This is a genomic window from Streptomyces sp. NPDC002817, assembly GCF_053592055.1.
On the sequence record NZ_JBSFUY010000023.1, the window covers coordinates 13,554 to 38,101 of the forward strand.

Annotated in this window: 23 protein-coding genes; 18 read left to right on the forward strand and 5 right to left on the reverse strand. The window is 70.8% G+C overall.

Annotated features, from left to right (window positions below):
* Positions 1-43 precede the first annotated feature (43 nt).
* The 5 genes from ACWD3I_RS33275 to ACWD3I_RS33295 all read left to right on the forward strand — a co-directional run bounded on the left by ACWD3I_RS33275 (position 44) and on the right by ACWD3I_RS33295 (position 5,395).
* Positions 44-283: a hypothetical protein gene (locus tag ACWD3I_RS33275; protein ID WP_037719539.1), complete on the forward strand. Its 240-nt coding sequence runs from the start codon at positions 44-46 to the stop codon at positions 281-283.
* Positions 284-320: 37 nt separating this feature from the next.
* Positions 321-1,664 carry an NYN domain-containing protein gene (locus ACWD3I_RS33280; protein ID WP_365402358.1) on the forward strand — a complete coding sequence of 448 codons (1,344 nt, stop codon included), beginning with the start codon at positions 321-323 and terminating at the stop codon, positions 1,662-1,664.
* Positions 1,665-1,874: 210 nt separating this feature from the next.
* Positions 1,875-2,909 carry a C40 family peptidase gene (locus ACWD3I_RS33285; protein ID WP_365402355.1) on the forward strand — a complete coding sequence of 345 codons (1,035 nt, stop codon included), beginning with the start codon at positions 1,875-1,877 and terminating at the stop codon, positions 2,907-2,909.
* Between the two features lie 249 nt (positions 2,910-3,158).
* A complete protein-coding gene (locus tag ACWD3I_RS33290; RefSeq protein WP_365402352.1) occupies positions 3,159-4,172 on the forward strand; it encodes a C40 family peptidase in 1,014 nt (337 codons plus the stop codon).
* Positions 4,173-4,204: 32 nt separating this feature from the next.
* Positions 4,205-5,395 carry a hypothetical protein gene (locus ACWD3I_RS33295; RefSeq protein ID WP_365402349.1) on the forward strand — a complete coding sequence of 397 codons (1,191 nt, stop codon included), beginning with the start codon at positions 4,205-4,207 and terminating at the stop codon, positions 5,393-5,395.
* Here the strand turns inward: ACWD3I_RS33295 and ACWD3I_RS33300 are convergent.
* Positions 5,383-5,913, reverse strand: a complete 531-nt coding sequence (locus ACWD3I_RS33300; protein ID WP_365402346.1) for a PadR family transcriptional regulator — start codon at positions 5,911-5,913, stop codon at positions 5,383-5,385. The genes ACWD3I_RS33295 and ACWD3I_RS33300 overlap by 13 nt on opposite strands.
* Positions 5,914-6,004: 91 nt before the next feature.
* Here ACWD3I_RS33300 and ACWD3I_RS33305 point away from each other — a divergent pair, with 91 nt between their 5' ends.
* Positions 6,005-7,306: an MATE family efflux transporter gene (locus tag ACWD3I_RS33305; RefSeq protein ID WP_365402343.1), complete on the forward strand. Its 1,302-nt coding sequence runs from the start codon at positions 6,005-6,007 to the stop codon at positions 7,304-7,306.
* Between the two features lie 506 nt (positions 7,307-7,812).
* Here ACWD3I_RS33305 and ACWD3I_RS33310 read toward each other — a convergent pair.
* Positions 7,813-9,051, reverse strand: a complete 1,239-nt coding sequence (locus ACWD3I_RS33310; protein ID WP_365402340.1) for a glycosyltransferase family 87 protein — start codon at positions 9,049-9,051, stop codon at positions 7,813-7,815.
* A 158-nt stretch (positions 9,052-9,209) separates the two neighbouring features.
* Here ACWD3I_RS33310 and ACWD3I_RS33315 point away from each other — a divergent pair, with 158 nt between their 5' ends.
* Together ACWD3I_RS33315 and ACWD3I_RS33320 are read left to right on the forward strand one after the other, a co-directional pair.
* Complete coding sequence (locus tag ACWD3I_RS33315) at positions 9,210-10,352, forward strand: glycosyltransferase family 4 protein (protein WP_365402337.1); 1,143 nt, start codon at positions 9,210-9,212, stop codon at positions 10,350-10,352.
* Between the two features lie 32 nt (positions 10,353-10,384).
* Positions 10,385-12,022, forward strand: coding sequence for a GMC oxidoreductase (locus ACWD3I_RS33320; protein WP_451084252.1), 1,638 nt, complete (start codon positions 10,385-10,387; stop codon positions 12,020-12,022).
* A gap of 19 nt (positions 12,023-12,041) precedes the next feature.
* On the opposite strand, the gene ACWD3I_RS33325 is transcribed toward ACWD3I_RS33320, so the two are convergent.
* Positions 12,042-13,838 carry an AMP-dependent synthetase/ligase gene (locus ACWD3I_RS33325; RefSeq protein WP_365402334.1) on the reverse strand — a complete coding sequence of 599 codons (1,797 nt, stop codon included), beginning with the start codon at positions 13,836-13,838 and terminating at the stop codon, positions 12,042-12,044.
* Between the two features lie 311 nt (positions 13,839-14,149).
* Between ACWD3I_RS33325 and ACWD3I_RS33330 the strand changes: the two genes are divergently transcribed.
* The 6 genes from ACWD3I_RS33330 (at position 14,150) to ACWD3I_RS33355 (ending at position 19,118) form a co-directional block, all read left to right on the forward strand.
* Complete coding sequence (locus tag ACWD3I_RS33330) at positions 14,150-14,947, forward strand: metallophosphoesterase family protein (protein WP_365402331.1); 798 nt, start codon at positions 14,150-14,152, stop codon at positions 14,945-14,947.
* A 104-nt stretch (positions 14,948-15,051) separates the two neighbouring features.
* Positions 15,052-15,495: an SRPBCC family protein gene (locus ACWD3I_RS33335; protein ID WP_266893534.1), complete on the forward strand. Its 444-nt coding sequence runs from the start codon at positions 15,052-15,054 to the stop codon at positions 15,493-15,495.
* A gap of 20 nt (positions 15,496-15,515) precedes the next feature.
* Positions 15,516-16,685: an ArsA family ATPase gene (locus ACWD3I_RS33340; RefSeq protein ID WP_365402327.1), complete on the forward strand. Its 1,170-nt coding sequence runs from the start codon at positions 15,516-15,518 to the stop codon at positions 16,683-16,685.
* 57 nt (positions 16,686-16,742) lie between these two features.
* Positions 16,743-17,240, forward strand: a complete 498-nt coding sequence (locus tag ACWD3I_RS33345; protein ID WP_365402324.1) for a DUF5304 domain-containing protein — start codon at positions 16,743-16,745, stop codon at positions 17,238-17,240.
* Positions 17,241-17,328: 88 nt separating this feature from the next.
* Positions 17,329-18,282 carry an ROK family glucokinase gene (locus ACWD3I_RS33350; protein ID WP_266828183.1) on the forward strand — a complete coding sequence of 318 codons (954 nt, stop codon included), beginning with the start codon at positions 17,329-17,331 and terminating at the stop codon, positions 18,280-18,282.
* A gap of 113 nt (positions 18,283-18,395) precedes the next feature.
* Positions 18,396-19,118: an endonuclease/exonuclease/phosphatase family protein gene (locus ACWD3I_RS33355; RefSeq protein ID WP_365402321.1), complete on the forward strand. Its 723-nt coding sequence runs from the start codon at positions 18,396-18,398 to the stop codon at positions 19,116-19,118.
* A 3-nt stretch (positions 19,119-19,121) separates the two neighbouring features.
* Here ACWD3I_RS33355 and ACWD3I_RS33360 read toward each other — a convergent pair whose 3' ends face one another.
* A complete protein-coding gene (locus tag ACWD3I_RS33360; protein ID WP_365402318.1) occupies positions 19,122-19,685 on the reverse strand; it encodes a hypothetical protein in 564 nt (187 codons plus the stop codon).
* On the reverse strand, positions 19,678-20,457 hold the full coding sequence (locus ACWD3I_RS33365; RefSeq protein ID WP_266899679.1) for an alpha/beta hydrolase: 780 nt from the start codon (positions 20,455-20,457) through the stop codon (positions 19,678-19,680). The genes ACWD3I_RS33360 and ACWD3I_RS33365 overlap by 8 nt, the downstream gene beginning before the upstream one ends.
* A 160-nt stretch (positions 20,458-20,617) precedes the next feature.
* Here ACWD3I_RS33365 and ACWD3I_RS33370 point away from each other — a divergent pair, with 160 nt between their 5' ends.
* The 4 genes from ACWD3I_RS33370 to ACWD3I_RS33385 all read left to right on the forward strand — a co-directional run bounded on the left by ACWD3I_RS33370 (position 20,618) and on the right by ACWD3I_RS33385 (position 24,438).
* Positions 20,618-21,364, forward strand: coding sequence for a lysophospholipid acyltransferase family protein (locus ACWD3I_RS33370; protein WP_365402392.1), 747 nt, complete (start codon positions 20,618-20,620; stop codon positions 21,362-21,364).
* A gap of 27 nt (positions 21,365-21,391) precedes the next feature.
* Positions 21,392-22,606 carry a MacS family sensor histidine kinase gene (macS, locus tag ACWD3I_RS33375; protein ID WP_365402316.1) on the forward strand — a complete coding sequence of 405 codons (1,215 nt, stop codon included), beginning with the start codon at positions 21,392-21,394 and terminating at the stop codon, positions 22,604-22,606.
* Positions 22,603-23,277, forward strand: coding sequence for a response regulator (locus tag ACWD3I_RS33380; protein WP_046261248.1), 675 nt, complete (start codon positions 22,603-22,605; stop codon positions 23,275-23,277). Before macS ends, ACWD3I_RS33380 begins: the two co-directional genes overlap by 4 nt.
* A gap of 132 nt (positions 23,278-23,409) precedes the next feature.
* Entirely contained in the window at positions 23,410-24,438 is a 1,029-nt protein-coding gene (locus ACWD3I_RS33385) for a 6-phosphofructokinase (RefSeq protein ID WP_365402313.1), read from the forward strand.
* Positions 24,439-24,548: the final 110 nt, after the last annotated feature.

The window sequence follows — 24,548 nt, forward strand, 5'->3', positions numbered from 1 at the left end:
CGTCACGGACAATAGAGACCTAGAAGGAATGAGCACAGTCACGATGACGGTTCCCCTGCCGACCGCCTCGACGCGGTGGCGCTGCACCCTCTGTGGCAACCTCACGCGCTTCGACGTGACCCGCTCGTCGAAGGTCGTCGAGTACGTCCACCTCGACCTCGCCGGTGAGCCGAAGGTCGAGGAGCGCGAGGTGGTCAGTGAGACCATCGAGTCGGTGCGCTGCCGCTGGTGCAATGCCGTGGATCAGGTGGAACTCGTGGACAGGCCGGGCGCCGGCTCCTGAGGGAGCGGGCCCCGCGGAACGGTTGGGGTGTTGACGGATGGTGGAGAGCGCAGGCGGGGGGCCGGGCGACGGCGCCGCTGAGGTGCTCGACCGTCCGCTGCCTGACGGCGTGCGCCGCCGGGTCGTACAGATCGTGTCCGACGGCTTCGGCGGGCTGACCGTCGGCGAACTGCCCGCACAGCTCAGACAGTACGCGCGGTTCGCGCCCAACCGGCGGGCCAAGTTCGCCGGCAACGCGATGGCCGCGGCACTGGAGACCGATCCGCTGTTCCGCCAGCGGATCGGGGAGAAGTTCAGAGAGACCCAGCCGGAGCTCTCCGGCGCCCTCGACTCCGGCTCACCGCCCCCGGCCGCGGATCCGCTCGATGTGGCGGCCGCGGCCTATGTACTGCGCCCCACCGGCTGGGTGAAGCTCGTGACGGCGGCCGGTGAGGAGGCCCAGCGGGCCGACGCCGAGCGCGCCGACGAGGAGAGCCGCGCCGAGCTGGAGCGACTGCGCGAGGAGCTCGCGCACGCGCGCGAGCACACCCGGACCGAGACCGAGCGGCTGCGCACCGAGCTGGAGTCGGCGAAGAAGGAAGCCGAATCGCTGCACCGGAAGCTGCGCGCCGCCCACAGCGACGTCAAGCGCGGTGAGGCCGCCCTGCGCAAGATCCAGGGCGAGATCGAGACCGTGCGCGCAGAAGGGCAGACCCAGGTCTCCGCCGCCGAGGTCGAGGCTCGGCGGCTCAAGGGCCGCCTGGGCGAGGTCGAGGCCGCCCTCGAGGCCACCCGCAGGGCGGCCCGCGAGGGGCGCAGCGTCGAGGACATGCGGGTACGGCTGCTTCTGGACACCGTGCTCGACGCGGCCCAAGGGCTGCGCCGGGAGCTGGCGTTGCCGCCGGTGTCCGTGCGGCCGGCCGAGACGGTCGACGCGGTCGAACCGGGACGAATGACCCCGAAGGACATCGCGGCGCGGGCCCTGTCCGAGAACGACCCCGCGATCCTGGACCAGCTTCTCGCCCTGCCGCAGGCGCACTTGGTGGTCGACGGCTACAACGTCACCAAGACCGGCTATCCCCAGATGCCCCTGGAGAAGCAGCGGCTCAGGCTGCTCGGACAGCTCTCGCAGCTCGCCGCCCAAACCGGGGCAGAAGTGACGTGTGTCTTCGACGGGGCCGAGCTGGCCGCGCCGGTGCTGCTCGCGCCGCCGCGCGGGGTGCGGGTGCTGTTCTCCAAGCCCGGTGTCACCGCTGATGAGTTGATCCGTCAGCTGGTGCGCGCCGAGCCGCCGGGGCGGCCGGTCATCGTCGCCTCCACCGACCGCGAGGTCGCCGACGGGGTGGCCAAGGCGGGGGCCCGGCCTGTCGCTTCGGCGATGCTTTTGAAGCGACTGTCCTGATCGTTTAACTTCCGGGTTTAATGCCCGAATTGGCGGAATCGTCACGCAACGTAGCGTCAATCGAGCATTACTGCTCGTGAGTTGTGTGTAAAGAATGCAGTCTGTGACGGGTTTTTTCTCGTGAGGATTTGAACTGATCACAAGAAGGTCACTAGGGTCTGGGCTCGAACCTCCGAACGGGTGATCACTCACAAGAAGGAGCTCACCTCCGTGGCGTCCCACCGTCGACCCAAGCAGCCGAGCCGCACGCGCGTGACCGTGCTGACCACAGCTGCTGCCGCTGCAGTCGCTCTGAGCGCCAACGCCGCCAACGCGGCACCGAGCGAGAAGCCCAGCAAGGACGAGGTCAAGTCCAAGGTCGACAAGCTCTACGAGGAGGCCGAGCAGGCCACCGAGAAGCTCAACGGCGCCAAGGAGAAGCAGGAGAAGCTCCAGAAGGAGATCTCCACCATCCAGGACAACGTCGCCCGCGGCCAGGAGGAGCTCAACGACCTCCGGGACTCCATGGGCCTGGCGGCCGCCGCCCAGTACCGCACGGGCAGCATCGACTCCTCCCTCCAGCTCTTCCTGTCGTCGAACCCGGACGACTACCTGGACAAGGCGTCCACCGCCGACCAGCTCAGCGCCCAGCAGGTCGACGCGCTGAAGAAGATCCAGGAGAAGCAGCGCGAGCTCGCCCAGGAGCGCTCCGAGGCCTCCGAGAAGCTCAAGGACCTCTCGAGCACCCGCACCGAGCTGGCCAAGAAGAAGAAGGAAGTCCAGGGCAAGCTCGGCGAGGCGCAGAAGCTCCTCAACACGCTGACGGCCGCCGAGAAGGCCGCCATCGCCGCCGAGGACGCCCGCGCCAGCCGCTCCGCCAGCGAGCGCGTCGACCTCGGCAGCACCGCTCCCGCCTCCGGTCGCGCCCTCGCCGCCTTCCAGGCCGCCCAGAGCAAGATCGGCTCGCCGTACGTCTACGGCGCCTCCGGCCCCTCCTCCTTCGACTGCTCGGGTCTGACCTCCTGGGCCTTCGCCCAGGCCGGCGTCGGCATACCGCGTACCTCGCAGGCCCAGGCCAACTACGGCACGAAGATCTACAGCCAGTCCGACCTCAAGGTCGGCGACCTGGTCATCTTCTACGGCGACCAGCACCACGTCGGCTTCTACGCCGGCAACGGTCAGGTCCTGCACGCCCCGCGCACCGGCACGGTCGTCCGCTACGAGTCGATCGGCAACATGCCGTTCCAGTTCGGCGTCCGGATCTGAGCCTCGTAGGCCTCGCACTCCTTCAAGATCGCGACACCGTGCCGCCCGTTCGGGCGAATCACCACGACGTGAACTGACCCCACGCCCCGCCCATGACCTGCGTCTGTGGCGGGGTGTCACGTTGTGTGCTCACGGAGGTCGTTGGTCGCCGCCCGGTCACAGGGTTACTGTCGGCCGCGTTTCCCCCTGAGCGCCTTCTGCTCGGGCGGGGAAGGTCCTTGTCCGCCAGCGGAAGGAGTGCGGCTTCCCGTGGGGTCCCATCGCCGCCTTGTACCGTCCGGGTTCGACCGGGGCGCGTCCGCCGCGCTCTGTGTCCTGTCAGCCACCGCCGCGGCCCTCGGAGCCGTACCGGCGTCGGCCGCGCCGCACGACGACACCCGTGCCGAGGTGGACCGTCTCTACGAGCAGGCCGAGCAGGCCACCGAGGCCTACAACAAAGCTGACGAACGCGCCGACACCCTCCGCAAGCAGGTCTCCACCGCACAGGACCGGATCGCCCGGCAGCAGGAGCGCATCAACTCCATGCGGGAGGCGCTCGGTTCGCTGGCCGGCGCCCAGTACCGCGCCGGCGGCCTCGACCCCTCCCTGGCCCTGCTGTTCTCCGACGACCCGGACGACTACCTCGACAAGGCCGCCGCCCTCGACCGGATCAGCGCCCACCAGGCCGGTGAGCTCAAGGACCTCCAGGAGGCGATGCGCGAGCTCACCCAGGAGCGCGTGGAGGCGGCCGGGCAGCTCTCCGAGCTGGAGAAGAGCCGCAAGGCGGTGGCGACCCACAAGCGGACCGTCGAGAAGAAGCTCGCCAAGGCCCGTGAGCTCCTCAACTCCCTGCCGTCCGCGGAGCGCGCCGCCTACGACCGGGCCTCGCGGTCGGGCCGTGCGGACATGCCCGACCTCGGCAGCGCGGTCCCGCCCAACGCCCGGGCCGGTGCCGCGGTCGCCGCCGCCCGCGGCGCGCTCGGCAAGCCGTACGTGTGGGGCTCCACCGGTCCCTCCGGCTTCGACTGCTCGGGCCTGATGGTGTGGTCGTACCGCCAGGCCGGTGTCTCGCTGCCGCGCACCTCGCAGGCCCAGCGCCACGCCGGCCGCCAGGTCCCGCTCTCCCAGGCCCAGCCCGGTGATCTGGTCACCTACCGGTCGGACGCCAGCCATGTCGGGATGTACGTGGGCAACGGCCAGGTCATCCACGCGCCCTACCCCGGCGCACCGGTGCGCTACGACCCGGTGGGCATGATGCCGGGGGCGACGGTCACCAGGGTCTGACCAACGCCTCGCCGCCGCCGTACGATCGGGAAATGGCTGGTCGAGGGCGGGCGTCGAAGCACGGTGTCGTGGCGCTGTGCCTGCTGCTGGTCTCCTTGGTGGGATGCGGCGGCGGGCCCGCCTCCGACACGGCCAGGGCCGATGTCCAGCGGCTCCTGGACCGGCGCTCGGCCGCCGTCCTGGACCGGGACCGGGCGGCCTTTCGCAGGACGGGGGACCTGGACTGGTTCGAGAACGCCCGTGGCGTGCCGTTCGCGGCCTGGTCGTACCGACTGACCGCCCTGCACCGCGACGGGGCCACGGCCACCGCCGAGGCCGAGCTCGACTACCGGATACAGGGCTACGACAACGCACCGGTCAGCGTCGGCCGCACTCTCACGCTGAGCCTGGACGCGAGCGGCCAGTGGTACGTGGACACGGAGAAGCCCGCCGAGAAGTCCGCCGAGCAGCTCTGGGACCAGGGCGAGGTGGCCGTCGTGCGCGGCGAGCACAGCCTCGTCCTGGGCGCCGAGCAGTCGACCGAGGTCCTGCACTCCTTCGCCGATCTGGCGGACCATGCCGTTCCGGCCGTCTCGGCGGCCTGGGGCACCGACTGGTCCCGGCATGTCGTCGTCCTCGTACCGACCTCCCTGGACGGCATGGCGCGGCTGCTCGGCTCGCCCGCCTCCTCGTACCGCGGGATCGCGGCCGTCACCACGGGCGAGACGGGCTCCCCGGCGAGCGCGCCCGCGGACCGGATCATCGTCAACCCCGACGCGTACGGTGTCCTCGGTGATGTCGGCAAGCAGGTCGTGCTCACCCACGAGACCACGCATGTCGCCACCCGCGCCCACACCAGCGCCGCCACGCCCCTGTGGCTGTCCGAGGGGTACGCCGACTTCGTCGGCTACCTCGGCTCCGGCCGCTCGCCCGCGCAGGCCGCCCCCGAGCTCTGGCGGGCGGTGACCGACGGGCGGGTGCCGGCGGCGCTGCCCGAGGACGCGGACTTCGGCTTCAGCGGCGACGCGACCGAGCTGGCGCAGGCCTACGAGAGCGGCTGGATGGCGTGCCGGATGGTCGCGGACCAGTGGGGCGAGCCGAAGCTGCGGGAGTTCTACGAGGCCGTGGGCGCCCACAAGGAGCGGGCCGGGGCGGTCGAGGACGCGCTGGAACGGGTGCTCGGCACGGACCTGGACGACTTCACCGCGCGGTGGAAGGACTATCTGCGCGCTCAGCTGGGCTGACCGAGCTTCTCGATCGCCTCCGTCAGCCAGGCGTGTTCCGCCGCCCCGGTGGCTCGCGCCACCCGCAGCATCCCCGCACGGAAAAGGTCGTCCGTCTCCTCCGCGCGGACCGGCTCCCCGCCGTCGTAGAAGAAGCTCGTGGGCGCGTTCAGGAAGTCCAGGCGGCGGCGCAGCACCTCGGCCTGTTCATGGCGGTCCGGCAGGTGTCGTAGGAACGACAGGACCGTGTTGAAGCGGACCTGGTCGGTGATCTCGGCCTGCTTGGGCCGGCGCAGGCGCTCCAGCAGGTCCTCGCGGCCCTCGTCGGTGAGGGAGAGGATGCGGCGCGGGGCCGCGCTCGCGCCCGGCTCCTCGTGCTGGTCGAGCTTGCCGGCCTTGATGAGGCGCGTGATCGCGGGGTAGAGGGCGCCGTCGCTGACCGGGCGGACATGGCCGCTGAGCGCCTTGATGCGCTCCTTCAACTCGTAGCCGTGCAGGGGCTCTTCGGCCAGGAAGCCCAGGATCGACAGCTCCAGCACCGTGGTTCCTCCTTGCGGGTGTCGTGACACCATGCTACCTCTTATCGAGCTACCTCGATTAGAGGTAGCTCGATAAGAGGGGGGTCCACCCGTGAACAGTCATCGCAAGCAGCTCATCGCCCTCGCTCACCCGGTCTACTTCTCGCTCCTGGCCTCCGTCGCCGCCGGGATCATCAACACCGTCTGGGTCTCCCGGCTCGGCGGCCCGGCCGTCGCCGCCGTCGCGGTGGCGACCAACGCCGAGAACGTGCTGCTCGGCGTCGCCCTGGTCTTCGGCTCCGGTACGACCGTGCTGGTCGCGCACGCCCGGGGCGCGCGGGATCCGGGGGCCGTGCGGGCGGCCGTGCGCGGGGGCTGGGCGGTGTTCGGGGCGATCACGCCGCTGGTGGTGGCCGGTGGGTTCCTGCTGCGGGAACCGCTCGCCCGGCTGGTCCTCGGCGGGGGCGAGGCGCTGCCGCTGGCGGTCGGGTACTTCGCGGTCTCGATGCCGGGCATCGCCGTGTTCTTCGCCCAGCAGCTGGTCGACGGGATCCTCAAGGGCGCGGGGGACACGAGGACCCCGATGCGGCTCGCGCTGCTCGCCAACGGGCTGATCCTGGTCTGCGATCCGTTCCTCATCCATCTCTACGGCGTCCGGGGCGCCGCCGCCTCGACGGTGCTGTGCCGGGGCGTGGCGCTGGGGGTGGGACTGGTGGCGCTACGGCGGAACGCGCTGCTGCGCACCGCCGCCGGGCCCGGGGTGGCCTTCTGGAGGACGCTGCGCACGGGGCTGCCCATGGCCGCCGACTTCACCGTGCGGCAGGGCGGGGCGCTGGTGCTGGTCGCGATCGTGGCGCGGCTGGGGGTGACGGCGGTGGCCGGGTACTCGATCGCGTACAAGGTCATGTACGTGGCCACCATGGGCTTCTACGCCGTACGCCAGGCCGCCTCCATCCACACCGCGCATCTGCTGGGCGCAGGCCGGGACGCGCGGCGGGCGATCGGGCGGCAGGCGGTGCTGGTGTCCGGGGGGTTCGCGCTGGGGGCTGCTGTCCTGCTGGCCCTGACCGCTCCCTGGGTCATGGCCGCCTTCGGTGCCGGGCCCGGGGTCGCCCACGACGGAGTGCTCTTCCTGCGCTGCGTCGGGCCCTATCTGCTGCTGATGGCCGGCTTCATCGCGCTCGGCGGGGTCTTCGAGGGCAGCGGGGGAGCGCCGGTGCTGCTGCGGGTGACGCTGCTCGGCACGGCGCTCCAACTGCCGTTGGCGTACGGGCTGTCGGGGCTCGGGCTGCCGGGGGTGTGCCTGGCGCTGGCGCTGGCCATGGCCGTGCAGTGCGCGGTGGTCGGTGCGGTGTTTCGCAAAGCCCGGCATCAGGAGGAGACCGAGGTCCTGGTGGCGCGGGCTTCGGTCTGAGGGGCGGCGATGTCCCGGGCTGGGGCGGTGCTGTCGAACGCCTTGGCCGCAGGGCACCGAGGGGTGCGGTGGCGATCGGCGGGCGGTGTCGGAGGGGGTGCGACGGGTGGTGGCGGAGCCCCGCTCCGAAGCGGCCGACGTCAGGAGGAGACCGAGGTCCTGGTGGCGCGGGCTTCGGTCTGAGGGGCGGCGATGTCCCGGGCTGGGGCGGTGCTGTCGAACGTCTTGGCCGCAGGGCACCGAGGGGTGCGGTGGCGATCGGCGGGCGGTGTCGGAGGGGGTGCGACGGGTGGTGGCGGAGCCCCGCTCCGAAGCGGCCGACGTCAGGAGGAGGCCGAGGTCCTGGTGGCGCGGGCTTCGGTCTGAGGGGCGGCGATGTCCCGGGCTGGGGCGGTGCTGTCGAACGTCTTGGCCGCAGGGCACCGAGGGGTGCGGTGGCGATCGGTGGGCGGTGTCGGAGGGGGTGCGACGGGTGGTGGCGGAGCCCCGCTCCGAAGCGGCCGACGTCAGGAGGAGACCGAGGTCTCCTCGGCGGTGAGCGCGGCCTGAGCGGGCACCGGCGTCTCGGCCTCGGGCGACACCGTCGAGCGCCACAGCTCGACGGCCGCGAGGACGGCCGCCACGACCAGCAGGCCGTTGCGGATGAACAGCAGGGTGACGCCGAGGCCGTCGCTGGCGACGACGTTGCCGAAGTAGATCGGGAACTCCAGCACCGTCACGAAGGACGCCACCAGCACGATCAGGGCGGGCACCCCCATCCGGCTCGCCCGGAAGCACAGGCACACGGCCGCGAGACCGATCAGCCACACCATGTACTGCGGGCTGATCACCCGGCTGGTCGTGGTGAACATCAGCACCGCCACGAAGGCCGCGTCGGCCGCGGTGTGCGCCTCGAACCGGGTGGCCGTCAGCCGCCACAGCAGCAGCCAGCCGAAGGCGAGACCGGTCAGGGCGAGGGCGGCCGTGCTGACGACGTTGACCCAGGGGCCGAGGAACTCGACCGAACCGTAGTTGAGCAGCACCTGGCCGTCCCAGCCGTACTGCCGGGCCACATGGAAGACGAGGGAGCCCAGCGACTCCACCTCGGTGCCCCGGTCGGCCTGGAAGGTCAGGAAGGCGAAGGCGCCGGGCATGGCGACGGAGAACAGGGCCGCGAGGCCGGCCGCGGTGACCGCCGTAGCCATCCAGGTGCTGCGCCTGCGGACGGCGACCAGCAACAGCGCCGGCCACACCTTGAGCATCGCCCCGAAGCCCACGAGAACGCCCATCACGCGGGGGTGCCGGGCGCCCGCGAGCAGCGCGGCCACCGCGACGGCGGTGACCATCACGTCGTAACGGGCGTAGACGGTCGGCCCGAGCAGCGGTACGCCCACCACCCACACCCAGGCGCCGCGCAGCGAGCGACCGGGGCGCAGGCCCGCGTACAGCAGCAGGGAGAAGGCGACCAGGTCGGCGAGGAAGGCGAGGACGAAGAACGCCGTCGCGTACGGGAGGAAGGGCAGCAGCCCGGGGGAGAGGATCGCGAGCGCGGCGGCCGGCGGGTACTGCCAGGTGACGTCGTCCAGCGGGAACGTTCCGGTGCGCAGGACGTCGTACCAGCCCTGGTAGATCACGGAGACATCGCTGGTGACGTCCGGGCCGGGGAAGACGAAGACCTTGAGCACGAACAGGAGCAGCAGCAGCCGCGTCAGCCCCCAGGTCACCAGCAGTCCGGCCGGAGACCGCCTCGCACCCGCAATGTCCACCGGAGCCCCTGTTCGCCCGTCGCCGTTCCTGAGATTGCCACTCTTGAGATGGCCATGATGTCCCGTCCACCTGTGTGCTTGCCATAAACGCGGCCGCGCCGAGCTGTGGGCGGGCCTTGGGCCAGGGCGGGCGGGTGCTTTGGATAGGGTCGGCGGCGATGCACAAGACCCTGATCGTGACGAACGACTTCCCGCCCAGGCCGGGCGGTATCCAGGCCTTCCTGCACAACATGGCGCTGCGGCTCGACCCGGAACGGCTCGTCGTCTACGCGTCCACCTGGAAGCGCGGCCGCGAGGGCGCCGAGGCTACGGCCGCCTTCGACGCCGAGCAGCCCTTCACCGTCGTACGCGACCGTACGACGATGCTCCTACCGACGCCCGCGGCCACGCGTACGGCCGTCGGACTGCTGCGGGAGCACGGCTGCACGTCGGTGTGGTTCGGGGCGGCGGCGCCGCTCGGGCTGATGGCGCCCGCGCTCAGGAGGGCCGGCGCGCAGCGCCTGGTGGCCACGACCCACGGGCACGAGGCGGGGTGGGCCCAGCTGCCCGCCGCGCGGCAGCTGCTGCGCCGGATCGGGGAGGGCACGGACACGATCACCTACCTCGGCGAGTACACGCGGTCGCGGATCGCCGGGGCGCTGACGCCCGCGGCGGCCTCGCGGATGGTGCAGCTGCCGCCGGGGGTGGACGAGAAGACCTTCCATCCGGGGTCGGGTGGCGATGCGGTGCGGGCCCGGCTCGGGCTGACCGACCGGCCGGTGGTGGTGTGTGTCTCGCGGCTCGTGCCGCGCAAGGGGCAGGACACGCTGATCCTGGCGATGCCGCGGATCCTCGCCGCCGAGCCGGACGCGGTGCTGCTGATCGTCGGCGGGGGGCCGTACGAGAAGGAGCTGCGCAGGCTCGCCGCGGAGACCCGGGTCGCCGACTCCGTCCGCTTCACCGGTGCGGTGCCCTGGTCCGAGCTGCCCGCGCACTTCGGCGCCGGGGACGTCTTCGCCATGCCCTGCCGGACCCGTCGGGGCGGGCTGGACGTCGAGGGGCTGGGGATCGTGTACCTGGAGGCGTCGGCGACGGGGCTGCCGGTGGTGGCGGGGGACTCGGGCGGTGCCCCGGATGCCGTACTGGACGGCGAGACCGGCTGGGTGGTGCGGGGCGGCTCGGTGGAGGAGACGGCCGAGCGCGTCGTCGTACTCCTCGCGGACGCGGAACTGCGGAGCCGGATGGGGGAGCGGGGGCGGGAGTGGGTCGAAGAGAAGTGGCGCTGGGATCTGTTGGCGGAAAAGTTGAAGACGTTGCTATAGCCGGAAGCGGATAATCCGCCGATGCTGCGCGCATGACAGCAAAACTGATGCAGCGTCAGCTGACGAGACGTCACATACTGGGCATGGCCGCCCTCCAGACGGCCGCCGCCGCAGGTCTCACCCGCATCGGTCTCCAGTCGGCACAGGCCGTAGAACCGGCCGCCGTCGACAACGCCCCCGCCATCGTGGTCGGTTCGGGCTACGGCGCCGCCGTGGCCGCCCTCCGCCTCGGCCAGGCGGGCATCCGCACGATCATGATCGAGATGGGCCGGCTCTGGAACACCCCCGGCTCCGACGGCAAGGTCTTCTGCTCCACCGCCGACCCGGACCAGCGCTCCATGTGGTTCCGCACCCGCACCGAGGCGCCGCTGGCCACCTTCCTGTGGCTGGACGTCGTCAACAAGGACATCGGCCTGTACCCGGGCGTCCTGGACCGGGTGCGCTTCGCCAACATGTCCGTGTTCGTGGGGCGGGGTGTCGGCGGCGGCTCCCTGGTGAACGGCTGCATGGCGGTGACCCCGCTGAAGTCGTACTTCGCCGAGCAGTTCCCCACCGTCGACGCCGACGAGATGTACGGCACCTACTTCCCGCGCGCCAACTCCATGCTCGGCGTCAACACCGTCGACCCCACGTGGTTCGAGTCGACGGAGTGGTACCGGTTCTCCCGCATCTCCCGCAAGCACGCCCAGAACACCGGTCTGAGGACCACCTTCGTGCCCAGCACCTACGACTTCGCCCACATGCAGAAGGAGGCCGCCGGCACGGCGACCAAGTCGGCTCTCGCGCAGGAGGTCATCTACGGCAACAACCACGGCAAGAGGAGCCTCGACAAGACGTATCTCGCCGCCGCGCTCGGCACCGGCAACGTCACCATCAACACCATGGAACGGGTCAGGGCCGTCAGCCGGGCGAGCGACGGCACGTACGTGCTGACCGCCGACCGCATCAACGACGCCGGCACGGTCGTCGAGACCAAGCAGTACGGCTGCACCTACCTCTTCCTCGGCGGCGGCAGCCTCGGCACCACCGAACTCCTCGTCCGGGCCCGGGACACGGGCACCCTGCCCGCCCTGGACGCGAGCGTCGGCGCCGGCTGGGGACCCAACGGCAACACGATGCTCGGCCGCGCCAACCACCTGTGGGACACCGTCGGGGCGAACCAGTCGACCATGCCGGTCATGGGCATCGACGACTGGGCGAACACCGCCAACCCCGTCTTCGCGGAGATCGCTCCTTTACCCACGGGACTGGAGCACTGGGTCAGCCTCTATCTGGCGATCACCAAGAACCCGCAGCGCGCGACGTTCACGTACAACAGCGCCACGGGCGGCGTGAACCTCGGCTGGACCGCCGCGCAGAGCGCCGTGTCCTCGGGCATGGCCAAGAAGCTCTTCGACCGGATCAACTCGGCGAACACCACGATCTACCGGACCGACCTGTTCGGCTCGACCAACCGGACCTTCGCCGACGACTTCACCTACCACCCGCTGGGTGGCTGTGTGCTGGGCAGGGCGACCGACAACTACGGGAGGGTGAAGGGGTATTCGAAGCTGTACGTCACCGACGGCTCGCTCGTGCCCGGATCGATCGGGGTGAACCCGTTCGTGACGATCACGGCGCTCGCCGAACGGACGATGGCGCGGGTCCTCGTGGAGGACACCGCGCCATGACGCTCTTTCAGAGGGCCTGCTACTTCTGGTAGATCGCCTCGACCTCGTCCGCGTAATCCTTCGCCACCACGTTGCGCTTGAGCTTCAGGGACGGCGTCAGGTGGCCCGAGTCCTCCGTGAACTGGGAGGAGAGAATGCGGAACTTCCGCACCGATTCCGCCTTCGACACCGCGGCGTTGCCGTCGTCGATCGCGGCCTGGATCGCCGCGTTCAGATCCGGGTCGTCGACCAGCGACGCCGCGGTGACACCCGCCGGCTTGCCGTGCTCGGCCGCCCAGCGGCCCAGGAACTCCTCGTCGATGGTGATCAGCGCGCCCACGAACGGCCGCCCGTCGCCCACCACCATGCACTCCGCGACCAGCGCGTGCGCGCGGATGCGGTCCTCGATCACGGCCGGGGCGACGTTCTTGCCGCCCGCGGTGACGATGATCTCCTTCTTGCGGCCGGTGATCCTGAGGTAGCCGTCCTCGTCGAGGGTGCCGATGTCGCCGGTGTGGAACCAGCCGTCGGCCAGCGCCTCCTCGGTCGCGCCCGGGTTGTTCCAGTAGCCCGTGAACAGGTGCTCGCCGTGCAGCAGGACCTCGCCGTCATCCGCGATCCGGACCACCGAGCCGGGCAGCGGCTGGCCGACCGTGCCGATCTTCTGGCGGTCCCAGGGGTTGAAGGCGGTGGCCGCGCAGGACTCGGTCAGGCCGTAGCCCTCCAGGACCGTGAAGCCGATGCCGCGGAAGAAGTGACCGAGGCGCTCGCCGAGCGGGGCGCCGCCGGAGATGGCGAACTCGCCCTTGCCGCCCAGGACCGCGCGCAGCTTGCTGTAGACCAGCTTGTCGAAGGTCTTGTGCTTGATCTTCAGACCCAGCGACGGGCCCGACGGGGTGTCCAGCGCCTTGCTGTACGCGATCGCGGTGTCGGCGGCCTTGTCGAAGATCTTGCCCTTGCCGTCCGCCTGCGCCTTGGCCCGGGCCGAGTTGTAGACCTTCTCGAAGACGCGCGGGACACCGAGGATCAGGGTCGGCCGGAAGGACGCCAGCTCGTCGGTGAGGTTCTTGATGTCCGGCACGAGACCGAGCTTGATCGGCGCCATCATCGGCGCGACCTGCACGAGCCGTCCGAAGACGTGCGCGAGCGGGAGGAAGAGCAGGACCGAGCAGTCGCCCGTGCGGAAGAGCGGGCGCAGGCGCTCCACGATGTTCCCGCACTCCGCGAAGAAGCTGCGGTGGGTCAGCACACAGCCCTTGGGGCGGCCGGTGGTGCCGGACGTGTAGACGATGGTCGCCGGGTCGTCGGCCTTGGCGAGCGAGCTGCGCTCCTCGACGGCGGCGTCGCTGATGTCCTTGCCGAGCCGGCCCAGCTCCTCCACGCCCCCGGCCTCGATCTGCCAGATGTGCTTCAGGGCGGGCAGCCCGTCGCGCACCGACTCGACGGCGGCCACGTGGGAGTCCAGCTCGACGACGATGGCGGTGGCGCCCGAGTCGGAGAGGATCCACTGGACCTGCTCCGCCGAGCTGGTCTCGTACACCGGCACGGTGATCGCGCCCGCGCACCAGATCGCGAAGTCGAGCATCGTCCACTCGTAGCGGGTGCGCGACATCAGGCCGACACGGTCGCCGGGCTGGACCCCGGAGGCGATGAGGCCCTTGGCGGCGGCGTGGACCTCGGCCAGGAAGGTCGTGGCGGTCACGTCCTGCCAGACACCGCCCACCTTGCGGGCGATCACGGCGACGTCGGGATGCTGCGCGGCGTTTCTACGGACGATGTCCGTGAGATTGCCGTCCGCAGGGACCTCGTACAAAGCCGGAAGGCTGAACTCGCGCAAGACTGCTGCTCCTCATAGGGCGCCGGCGCCACGACGTTGTGCGATGCGACGGTGCGGTCCAAGGCTCGGGCAGGTGCTCGGGATCTTCTGTGGTTGCGCCACTTGTTGAAATCCTGAGCACGACTGGACTGCCCGGACGTTACCCGCCGGTATGGCGTCTCCGACAGGGGGGTCCGGCGAGATGTTCGCTGCGTCACACAGATTGGTGCTTCTTTTCGCGCACAGTAGTCCACCCATTTGATGACTAGCCAGTAACCGCAGGCCCCATCGCCACTGTTCACGTATGCCGCACACGCCTACCCTTGATCGTCATGGCACCCACACCGGCCGGTAACCGGAGGACACGCGTACATGTGGTCAGCGACGTGCACGGCAACGCCCGTGACCTGGCCAGAGCCGGCGAGGGCGCGGACGCCCTGATCTGTCTGGGTGACCTGGTCCTCTTCCTCGACTACGCCGACCACTCGCGCGGCATCTTCCCCGACCTGTTCGGAGCGGAGAACGCCGACCGCATCGTCGAACTGCGCACGGCCCGCCGCTTCGAGGAGGCCCGCGAGTTCGGCGCCCGGCTGTGGGCCGGCATCGGCACCGACCGGGCGGCCGCGATCGAGAAAGCGGTACGCAAGCAGTACGCCGAGATGTTCGCGGCCTTCCCGACACCGACGTACGCCACCTACGGCAATGTCGACATGCCACCACTGTGGCCGGAGTACGCCGGACCCGGCACCACCGTGCTGGACGGCGAGCGGGTGGAGATCGGGGGACGGGTGTTCGGGTTCGTGGGCGGCGGGCTCAGGACACCGATGCGCACGCCGTACGAGATCAGCGACGAGGAGTACGCGGCGAAGATCGAGGCGGTCGGCGAGGTCGACGTGCTGTGCACGCACATCCCGCCCGAGGTGCCGGAGCTGGTCTACGACACCGTCGCGCGCCGCTTCGAGCGGGGCAGCCGGGCGCTGCTGGACGCGATCCGGCGCACCCGGCCCCGGTACGCCCTGTTCGGGCACGTCCATCAGCCGCTGGTGCGGCGGATGCGGATCGGGGCGACCGAGTGCGTGAACGTGGGGCACTTCGCGGGGAGCGGCAGACCCTGGGCCCTGGAATGGTGAGTGGGCGGTGAAGTCGGGCGCTCACGTGCGCGGTAGCCTTCACGCTGCACACACGTGCGCAGCACGACCTGCCCTACCGGCCCGCATCTGGAGGAGCCACAGCGATGGCGGAACACACCAGCTCGAGCATCACGATCGAGGCGGCACCGGCCGATGTCATGGGGGTGATCGCCGACTTCGCCCGCTATCCGGACTGGACCGGCGAGGTGAAGGAGGCGGAGGTCCTCGCGACCGACGCACAGGGGCGTGCCGAGCAGGTGCGGCTCGTCATGGACGCGGGGGCGATCAAGGACGACCAGGTCCTCGGATACACGTGGACCGGTGAGAACGAGGTCTCCTGGACGCTGGTGAAGTCCCAGATGCTGCGTTCGCTGGACGGGTCGTACATCCTGAAGGCGGTGGGCAGCGGGTCGACCGAGGTCACCTATCTGCTGACGGTCGACGTCAAGATCCCGATGCTGGGGATGATCAAGCGCAAGGCCGAGAAGGTCATCATCGACCGGGCGCTGGCCGGGTTGAAGAAGCGGGTGGAGTCGGGGGCGAAGTAGGGGGACTACCGTTCAGTCCCATGCACACCCTCCTGATCACCGGGCCTGGTGGTAGCGGTCGTACGACCGTTGCGGCCGCCACCGCTCTCGCCGCCGCCCTGTCCGGCGTTCGCACGCTCGTGCTGAGCGCCGATCGCACCGACAGCCTCGGCGCGGTGCTCGGAACGGCGACCGGGGCGACGCCGGTGCGGGTCCGTGAGGGGCTCACCGCCTGGCGGCCCGACGCCACCGCCGGGTTCCGGGACGACCTCGCCGCCTTCCAGGAGCGTGCCGCCAACGTTCTCGATCTTCTCGGTGCTTCCCGGCTGGACGCCGAGGAGGTCACCCCCCTCCCCGGCGCCGAGGAACTGACCCTGCTCCGCGCCCTGCGCGACGCGGCCCTCTCCGAGCGGCACGACCTGCTCGTCGTGGACCTTCCGCCCACTCAGCAGGCGCTCGCGCTGCTCGCCCTGCCCGAGGAACTCCGCCGCTATCTGCGCCGTCTCCTGCCGCCCGAGCGACAGGCGGCCCGTGCGCTGCGGCCCATGCTCGGACGGCTGGCCGGGGTGCCGATGCCCTCGGAGTGGCTGTACGAGACCGCCGCGCGGTGGGACATGGAGCTGGCCGCGGTCGAGGCGGTCGTCGCGGACCGGAACACCGTCGTACGGCTGGTCGCCGAGCCCGGCCCGGCCGGCGCCGACGCCGTGCGCTCCGCCGGCCTCGCCCTCGCCCTGCGCGGCCTGCGCCCCGACGTCCTGGTGGCCAACCGGGTCCTGCCCGAGCAGGCTCAGGACACCTGGCTCGCCGGTCTCGCCGCCCAGCAGCGCAAAGCGCTGGAGGAGTGGCAGGAGACGCACGCCGTACGACCGGTCCGCCACCTCGGCCACGACCCGCGCGGCACCGACGACCTCGCCGCCCTCACCGTCCCCGGTGTCGACGGCGCCACCTCCGCCGTCGAATGGTCCGTCGCCGACCGCCTCGCCGACGACGGTGTGCTCGTCTGGCACATCCCGCTGCCCGGCGCGATACGCGACGAGCTCGACCTCATCCGGCGCGGCGACGAAATCGTGGTCACCGCCGGGCAGTTCCGCCGTATCGTGCCCCTTCCCTCCGCCCTGCGTCGCTGCACCGTCGCCGGCGCCGCCCTGCGCGACGGGGAGCTGTGCATCCGGTTCGCGCCGGACCCGGACCTCTGGCCGGAGACACGGTGAACGTGGTACGCCCATTCGGGTAACGTCGTAGGGACGAACCGCAGTCAGGAGTCCGTCATGAGCGAAGAGCTCCCCCCGTCAGACGCCGTCGGTCGTGAGGCTGTCGACGAGGTGCGGGCCACCGACGCCGACGCCTGGGCGACGGCCTGTGCCGAGGACCTCGCGGCGGAGAAGGCCCGCCGTCGCGCCGAGTACGGCCAGCCCGCGGGGTCGGCCGCCGAGGAACTGCGCAAGCTCGTCGACGCCGTCACCGACAAGCTGTCCTCGCTCCAGTCGCCCCTCTTCGGAGCGGTCGCGGGACCCGCCGCCCAGCAGGTGGTGCACCAGGTCGTCCAGCAGGCCAAGGCCGCCGTCGAGCCCGTCATCGAGCGCAACCCGGACGTCTTCGACCACCTGGCCGCGGCGGGCACCGAACTGCTGGCCGCCTACCGCTCCGCCGTCCAGGCCCAGGAGCAGCGCTGGACCCAGCGGACCACCGATCCGAAGGCCCCGGAAGAGCCCCGTCAGGACCGGGGCGACGACTCCGGACCGGGCGAGCGCATCGACCTGGACTAGAGGTCCCTGCGGGCGGACGACGGGAGTCTGGCGGCAGGCCCTCGGGTACGGTGGGCCGTAGCGGGGCTCGACCGAAACTGAGGGATTCATGGGACTCACCATCGGCGTCGACATCGGCGGCACGAAGATCGCGGCCGGCGTGGTCGATGAGGAAGGCAACATCCTCTCGACCCACAAGGTGCCGACCCCGGGCACGCCCGAGGGCATCGTGGACGCCATCGCCTCCGCGGTGGACGGCGCGCGCGCCGGGCACGAGATCGTCGGCGTGGGTATCGGTGCTGCCGGTTACGTCAACCGGCAGCGCTCGGAGGTCTACTTCGCACCCAACATCGACTGGCGCAACGAGCCGTTGAAGGAGAAGGTCGAGGCCCGCGTGGGCCTCCCCGTCGTCGTCGAGAACGACGCCAACGCGGCCGCGTGGGGCGAGTACAAGTTCGGCGCCGGCAAGGGCCACCGCAACGTCATCTGCATCACGCTCGGCACCGGCCTCGGTGGCGGCATCATCATCGGCAACAAGCTGCGCCGCGGCCACTTCGGTGTCGCCGCCGAGTTCGGCCACATCCGGATGGTCCCGGACGGTCTGCTGTGCGGCTGCGGCTCGCAGGGCTGCTGGGAGCAGTACGCGTCGGGGCGCGCGTTGGTGAGGTACGCCAAGCAGCGCGCCAACGCCACCCCGGAGAACGCCGAGCTCCTCCTCGGCCTCGGCGACGGCAGCCCCGACGGCATCGAGGGCAAGCACATCTCCATGGCCGCCCGCCAGGGCGACCCGGTCGCCGTGGACTCCTACCGTGAGCTCGCCCGCTGGGCCGGCGCCGGCCTCGCCGACCTCGCCTCCCTCTTCGACCCGTCCGCGTTCATCGTCGGCGGCGGCCTCTCGGACGAGGGCGAACTGGTCCTCGACCCGATCCGCAAGTCCTACAAGCGCTGGCTGGTCGGCGGCAACTGGCGTCCGGTGGCGGACGTGATCGCGGCCCAGCTGGGCAACAAGGCCGGACTGGTGGGCGCGGCGGACCTGGCGAGGGAACCCGACCCGATCATGTAGTCGGGGGCAGGGTGACCCACTCAGGGGCGCGGGGAACTGCGCGACGAGCCACGACGATCCGGCAGTCGCACATCTCCCTCGCGCCCCTCGTCATCAGGCGTAAATTGCTCACCATGGCATCCGACGATTCAGCCCTCGTCCGAGTCCTGAGCTACAACATCCGCTCCATGCGGGACGACACCGACGCGCTGGCAAGGATCATCCGCGCCTGCGCACCGGACCTCGTACTCGTCCAAGAAGCCCCCCGCTTCTTCCGCTGGCGCAAGAAACTCGCCCGCCTGGCCCGCGCGGCGGACCTCGTCACCCTCACCGGCGGTGCCACAGCCGCGGGACCGGCGATCCTGTGCAACCTCCGCACCACGGTCGAGCGCACGGAAGACGTCCTTCTCCCACTCGCACCAGGACAGCACCGACGCGGTTTCGCCACCGCGGTCGTCCGGATCGGCGGCGCCCGCCTCGGCGTACTCAGCTGCCACCTCTCCCTGCGGAAGGACGAGCGCTACGAGCAGGGCGGCATGCTCCTGGACCGTCTGGCCGCACTGGGCGTGGAGCACGCGATCGCGGGCGGCGACCTCAACGAACGCCCGGGCGGCCGCACGTTCACCCGTCTCTCCGACACTCTCCAGGACTGCTGGGCCACGGCCCCCGACGGCGCCGAACACACCTGGACCCGCACCGAACCCCACCAGCGCATCGACGCGATCTTCGCGACGAAGGGCATCGAGGTGCTCGGCTGCGGCGTACCGCTCGAACTCCCCGGCGTCACCGGGACAGACCTGAGGGCGGCCACGGACCATCTTCCGGTCCTGGCCGCCCTCAGAGTTCCGGCGAGCTGAGACTCAGACGACAGCCCCGCGCCCCGGGTCGTCGTCCTCGTCCTCATCCGTCCGCATCCGCATCACGAGCGTCGCGAACCCGCCCAGGAAACCGCCGATGCCGATGGTGGCGAGCCACCAGGTCATGTCCCAGCTGAGCAGTATCGCCAGCAGGAGCAGCAGGGGGCCGCCCATGACAGCCAGCCACGCGAACTTCGCGGTGGTGTCCGCGGCCGGCAGCGGCGGCGGCTCCGGCGGGACGAAGTGGCCCTCGTCGTCCTCGTCGAAGTCCTCCTCCACCGGCTCGGGCGCCGTGTAGTCACGCGGGCCGACACCGGGCGCGAAGGCGACGGAGCTGCCCAGCGGTTTGGCCGAGGCGGGCTTCTCGTCCTCCTTCGGCTCCTCGGAGTTGGTCTCCGGCTCCAGCAGTGCCAGGTCCTCCACCGACTTGAACGGCTTGGAGCCCGGCGGATCCTTCGGCTCGTCGCCGTACCCGGCGACGATCGCCTCCCAGGCGGCCGCCTCGTCGAAGGGCACGCCCTGCTCGTCCGGCTCGCGGTCCTCGCGGTCGGAGTCGTGCTCAGCCACGTGCGGCCGTCCCTTCCTTGCCGATACCGGTTGCGAGCCGGCCGATGAACGCGAAGCTCTCCTCGAAGATCCGCTCCGCGTCATGGTCCAACGTCGCCACGTGGTAACTCTGTTCCAGCACGATCTCCGATACGTCCGTCGAGGACACCCGGCTCAGCACGCGCGCGGAATCGGCCGCCGGCACCACATGGTCCTCGGCGCTGCGCAGGAGCAGCAGCGGCTGGGTGACCTGCGGGAGCTCACCGTCGACCATGCGGAAGAACTGCCGCAGGGAGTGCGCGGAGTGCAGCGGCACCCGGGTGTATCCCAGCTCGTGAGCACCCTCCTTGGCGATGTCGTCGGCGATCCCCGGCGTCGTCCGCAGCAGATGGCGCACCACCGGAAGGGCGTACGGCGCGAGGCCGTGCATACGGTTCGCCGGGTTGACGACCACCACTCCACTGACCGCGTCTCCGTGCTTGGCGGCCAGTCGCAGGGCGAGGGCGCCGCCCATGGACAGACCCGCCACGAACACCTGGGCGCAGCGCTCGCGCAGGGCCCGCAGCTCGCGGTCCACCTCGGCGTACCAGTCCTGCCAGCCGGTGAGTGCCATGTCCTCCCAGCGGGTGCCGTGCCCCGGAAGGAGGGGCAGGGACACGGTCAGACCGCGCTCGGCGAGGTACTCCGCCCAAGGGCGGAGCGACTGCGGGGAACCGGTGAAGCCGTGGCAGAGGAGGACGCCTGTCTCCCCGCCCTCGTGGCGGAACGGCTCGGCTCCAGGGAGGACCGGCACCTTCGGTCTCCTGTTCATGAGAAGGATGTGAACGAGTCCAGGTGTGGTTCACCGTACGCGACCGCACTGACACCGACCAGGGTCGTCGGGCCCTTTGGCAGCGCTCCGGGTTAAGGTCTCACCGACAGACACAGGAGGCACGGGGTTGTTGTACGGAACGATGAAGGTCGCCATCGGCGGGCCGCTGAAGGTCGCTTTCAGGCCCTGGGTGGAAGGCCTCGAGAACATCCCCGCCGCGGGCCCCGCGATCCTGGCGAGCAACCACCTGTCCTTCTCGGACTCCTTCTTCCTGCCCGCGGTCCTCGACCGCAAGGTCACCTTCATCGCCAAGGCGGAGTACTTCACCACGCCGGGGCTGAAGGGCCGGCTCACGGCCGCGTTCTTCAAGGGCGCCGGTCAGCTCCCCGTGGACCGCTCCGGTGCGCGCGGCGCGGGCGAGGCGGCGGTCAAGGCCGGCATCGAGGTGCTGGAGCGCGGTGAGCTGTTCGGGATCTACCCGGAGGGCACGCGCTCGCCCGACGGCCGCCTCTACCGGGGCAAGCCGGGCGGCCTCGCGCGCGTGGCGCTCGCCACCGGCGCGCCCGTCATCCCGGTCGCCATGATCGACACCGAGAAGATCCAGCCGCCCGGGCAGGTGATGCCCAAGCTGATGCGGCCGGGCATCCGCATCGGCGAGCCGCTGGACTTCACCCGGTACCAGGGCATGGAGCACGACCGTTTCGTGCTGCGCGCGGTGACCGACGAGGTCATGTACGAAATCATGAAGCTCTCCGGCCAGGAGTACGTCGACATGTACGCGACCGCCGCCAAGCGGCAGATCTCGGACGCGGCGAAGGCCGAGAAGGAAGCGGAGAAGGCGGCGAAGGCCGCACTCGCGAAGGCTGAGAAGGAACGCTCCGAGTCCTGACGGGGCTTCGGGGCCGGGGGTGGGGACATGGCCAGGCGTGAGCGTGTGATGAGGATGTCGGTGGAGCTGCCGCTGTGGCGTGCGCTCACCGGATACCGGGTACTGACCATGCTGTACGCGGTCGGACTGTTCGCCACCAACTACGAGAACTACGACCGGCCGGGCATCGCCGTCGCGTACTACGTCGTCCTGTGCGGCTGGACGCTCGCCACCCTGCCCCGGGTCCAGAACGAGGCCGCCTGCACCAAGCGCTTCCTGGCCGTGGACCTCGCCGTCGCGATCACCGGCATCCTCCTGACCCCGCTGGCCGTCAGCGACCACCACATCGACACCGGTGGCCCCACCCTGCCGTCGATATGGACCGCCGGCTCGGTCCTCGCGTACGCCATCAAGGGCGGCTGGCGCTGGGCCGCGTTCGCCTCCACACCGGTCGCCGCCGCCAACCTGATCGAGCGCGGCCACCCGGCCCGGGACACCGTCCACAACGTCATCCTCGTCTGGGTCGCCTCCATCGCCATCGGCTACGTCGTCGAGGTCGCCCGCGCCTCCGAGCGCACCCTCGCCCGCGCCCTGGAGATCGAGGCCGCGACCAGGGAGCGGGAGCGGCTCGCGCGGGACATCCACGACAGCGTTCTCCAGGTGCTCGCCATGGTGCAGCGGCGCGGTGCCGTCATCGGCGGCGAGGCGGCCGAGCTGGGCCGGATGGCCGGCGAGCAGGAGGTGGCGCTGCGCACGCTGGTCTCCGGTGGGCTGAGGCCCGTCTCGTGGGTGTCCGAGGACGCGGCACAGGGTGCGGTCGTACGAGCCGTCGACGAGCCGGACCCCGAGGGTCCCGTCGATCTTCGCGCGCTGCTCGCCCCGTTCGCCGCCGCCAAGGTCAGCTTCGCCGAGCCCGGTGCCCCGGTGGAACTGACCCCGGCCGCCGCGAAGGAGCTGGCCGCCGCGGTGGGGGCCGCCCTGGACAACGTACGGAAGCATGCCGGTGAGCATGCGCGTGCGTGGATCCTCGTCGAGGACGAGCCCGACGAGGTCGTGGTGACCGTACGGGACGACGGGCCCGGCATCCCCGAGGGGCGGCTCGCGCAGGCCGAGGGGGAGGGGCGGATGGGGGTGGCCCTGTCGATCCGGGGGCGGTTGAGCGAACTCGGCGGCAGCGCCGAACTGATCTCGGTGCCCGGGCAGGGCACGGAGGTCGAGCTGAAGGTACCGAAGGTTTCACGGGGGAAGGCAGGACAGCGATGAGTGACCAGGGCCCGATCAAGGTGATGGTGGTCGACGACCACCCGATGTGGCGCGACGCGGTCGCCCGTGACCTGGACGCGTCGGGCTTCGACGTGGTGGCCACAGCGGGCGACGGCGACCAGGCCGTACGCCGTGCCAAGGCCGCCGGGCCGGATGTGCTCGTGCTCGACCTGAACCTGCCGTTGAAGCCCGGCGTCCAGGTCTGCAAGGAACTCGTCGGGCACAACCCGGCGCTGCGGGTTCTCGTGCTGTCGGCGAGCGGTGAGCACGCGGACGTCCTCGAGGCCGTGAAGTCGGGCGCGACCGGCTATCTGCTGAAGTCGGCGTCCACCGAGGAACTCCTGGACGCGGTGCGCCGCACGGCTGTCGGGGACCCCGTCTTCACGCCCGGCCTCGCCGGACTCGTCCTCGGGGAGTACCGCAGGCTGGCCTCCGAGCCCGCGCCCGCCCCGGACACCGACCAGCCCAAGGCGCCGCAGCTCACCGACCGGGAGACCGAGGTGCTGCGGCTGGTCGCCAAGGGCCTGAGCTACAAGCAGATCGCCGAGCGTCTGGTCATCTCGCACCGCACGGTCCAGAACCACGTCCAGAACACCCTGGGCAAGCTGCAGCTTCACAACCGGGTCGAGCTCGTCCGGTACGCCATAGAGCGCGGGCTCGACGACGAGTAGAAGCGCCGGCTTGACGACGCGTAAACCAACGACCCGCTGATTCACCGGAATTGCCCTTCCCACCCATCGCTGTGTGACCTGGATCACCATTAGCGTGACCCTCACAGGCAACCGCGGCGAAGGGACATTTCCATGCGGGTCGGAGTACTGACCGGAGGCGGCGACTGCCCCGGGCTCAACGCCGTCATCCGGGGCATCGTCCGCAAGGGCGTGCAGGAGTACGGCTATGACTTCGTCGGCTTCCGGGACGGCTGGCGAGGACCACTGGAGAACGACACCGTCCGCCTCGACATCCCCGCCGTGCGCGGCATCCTGCCCCGCGGCGGCACCATCCTCGGCTCCTCGCGGACCAACCCGCTGAAGGCGGAGGGCGGCATCCGCCGCATCAAGGAGAACCTCGCCAAGCAGGAGGTCGAGGCGCTCATCGCCATCGGCGGCGAGGACACCCTGGGCGTGGCCGCACGCCTCAACGACGAGTACGGCGTCCCCGTCGTCGCCGTACCGAAGACCATCGACAACGACCTGTCCGGCACCGACTACACCTTCGGCTTCGACACCGCGGTCGGCATCGCCACGGAGGCGATCGACCGGCTGCACACCACCGCCGAGTCCCACATGCGCGTCCTGGTCTGCGAGGTCATGGGCCGGCACGCGGGCTGGATCGCCCTCCACTCGGGGCTGGCCGGCGGCGCCAACGTCATCCTCATCCCCGAGCAGCGCTTCGACGTCGACCAGGTCTGCGCCTGGATCACCTCCCGCTTCAAGGCTTCGTACGCCCCGATCGTGGTCGTCGCCGAGGGGGCCATGCCCAAGGACGGCGACGTGGTCCTCAAGGACGAGTCGCTGGACTCCTTCGGACACGTCCGGCTGTCCGGGGTCGGCGAGTGGCTGGCCAAGGAGATCGAGAAGCGGACCGGCAAGGAGGCCCGTACGACGGTCCTCGGGCACATCCAGCGCGGCGGCACCCCCAGCGCCTTCGACCGCTGGCTCGCCACCCGCTTCGGCCTGCACGCCATCGAGGCCGTCCGGGACGGCGACTTCGGAAAGATGGTCGCGCTGCGGGGCACGGACATCGTGCGGGTGCCGATCGCGGAGGCGACGGCCAAGCTGAAGACGGTGGACCCGAAGCTGTACGAGGAGGTCGGGGTGTTCTTCGGCTGAGACCGAGGGCCGGGAACAACTCCCCTTCCTGTGACTCGAGTTGTGCGACATCTGAGCGCCGCCGCGGTTACCGTGGCGGCGTTCGGCATAGATGTCACGGGGGGAGGACC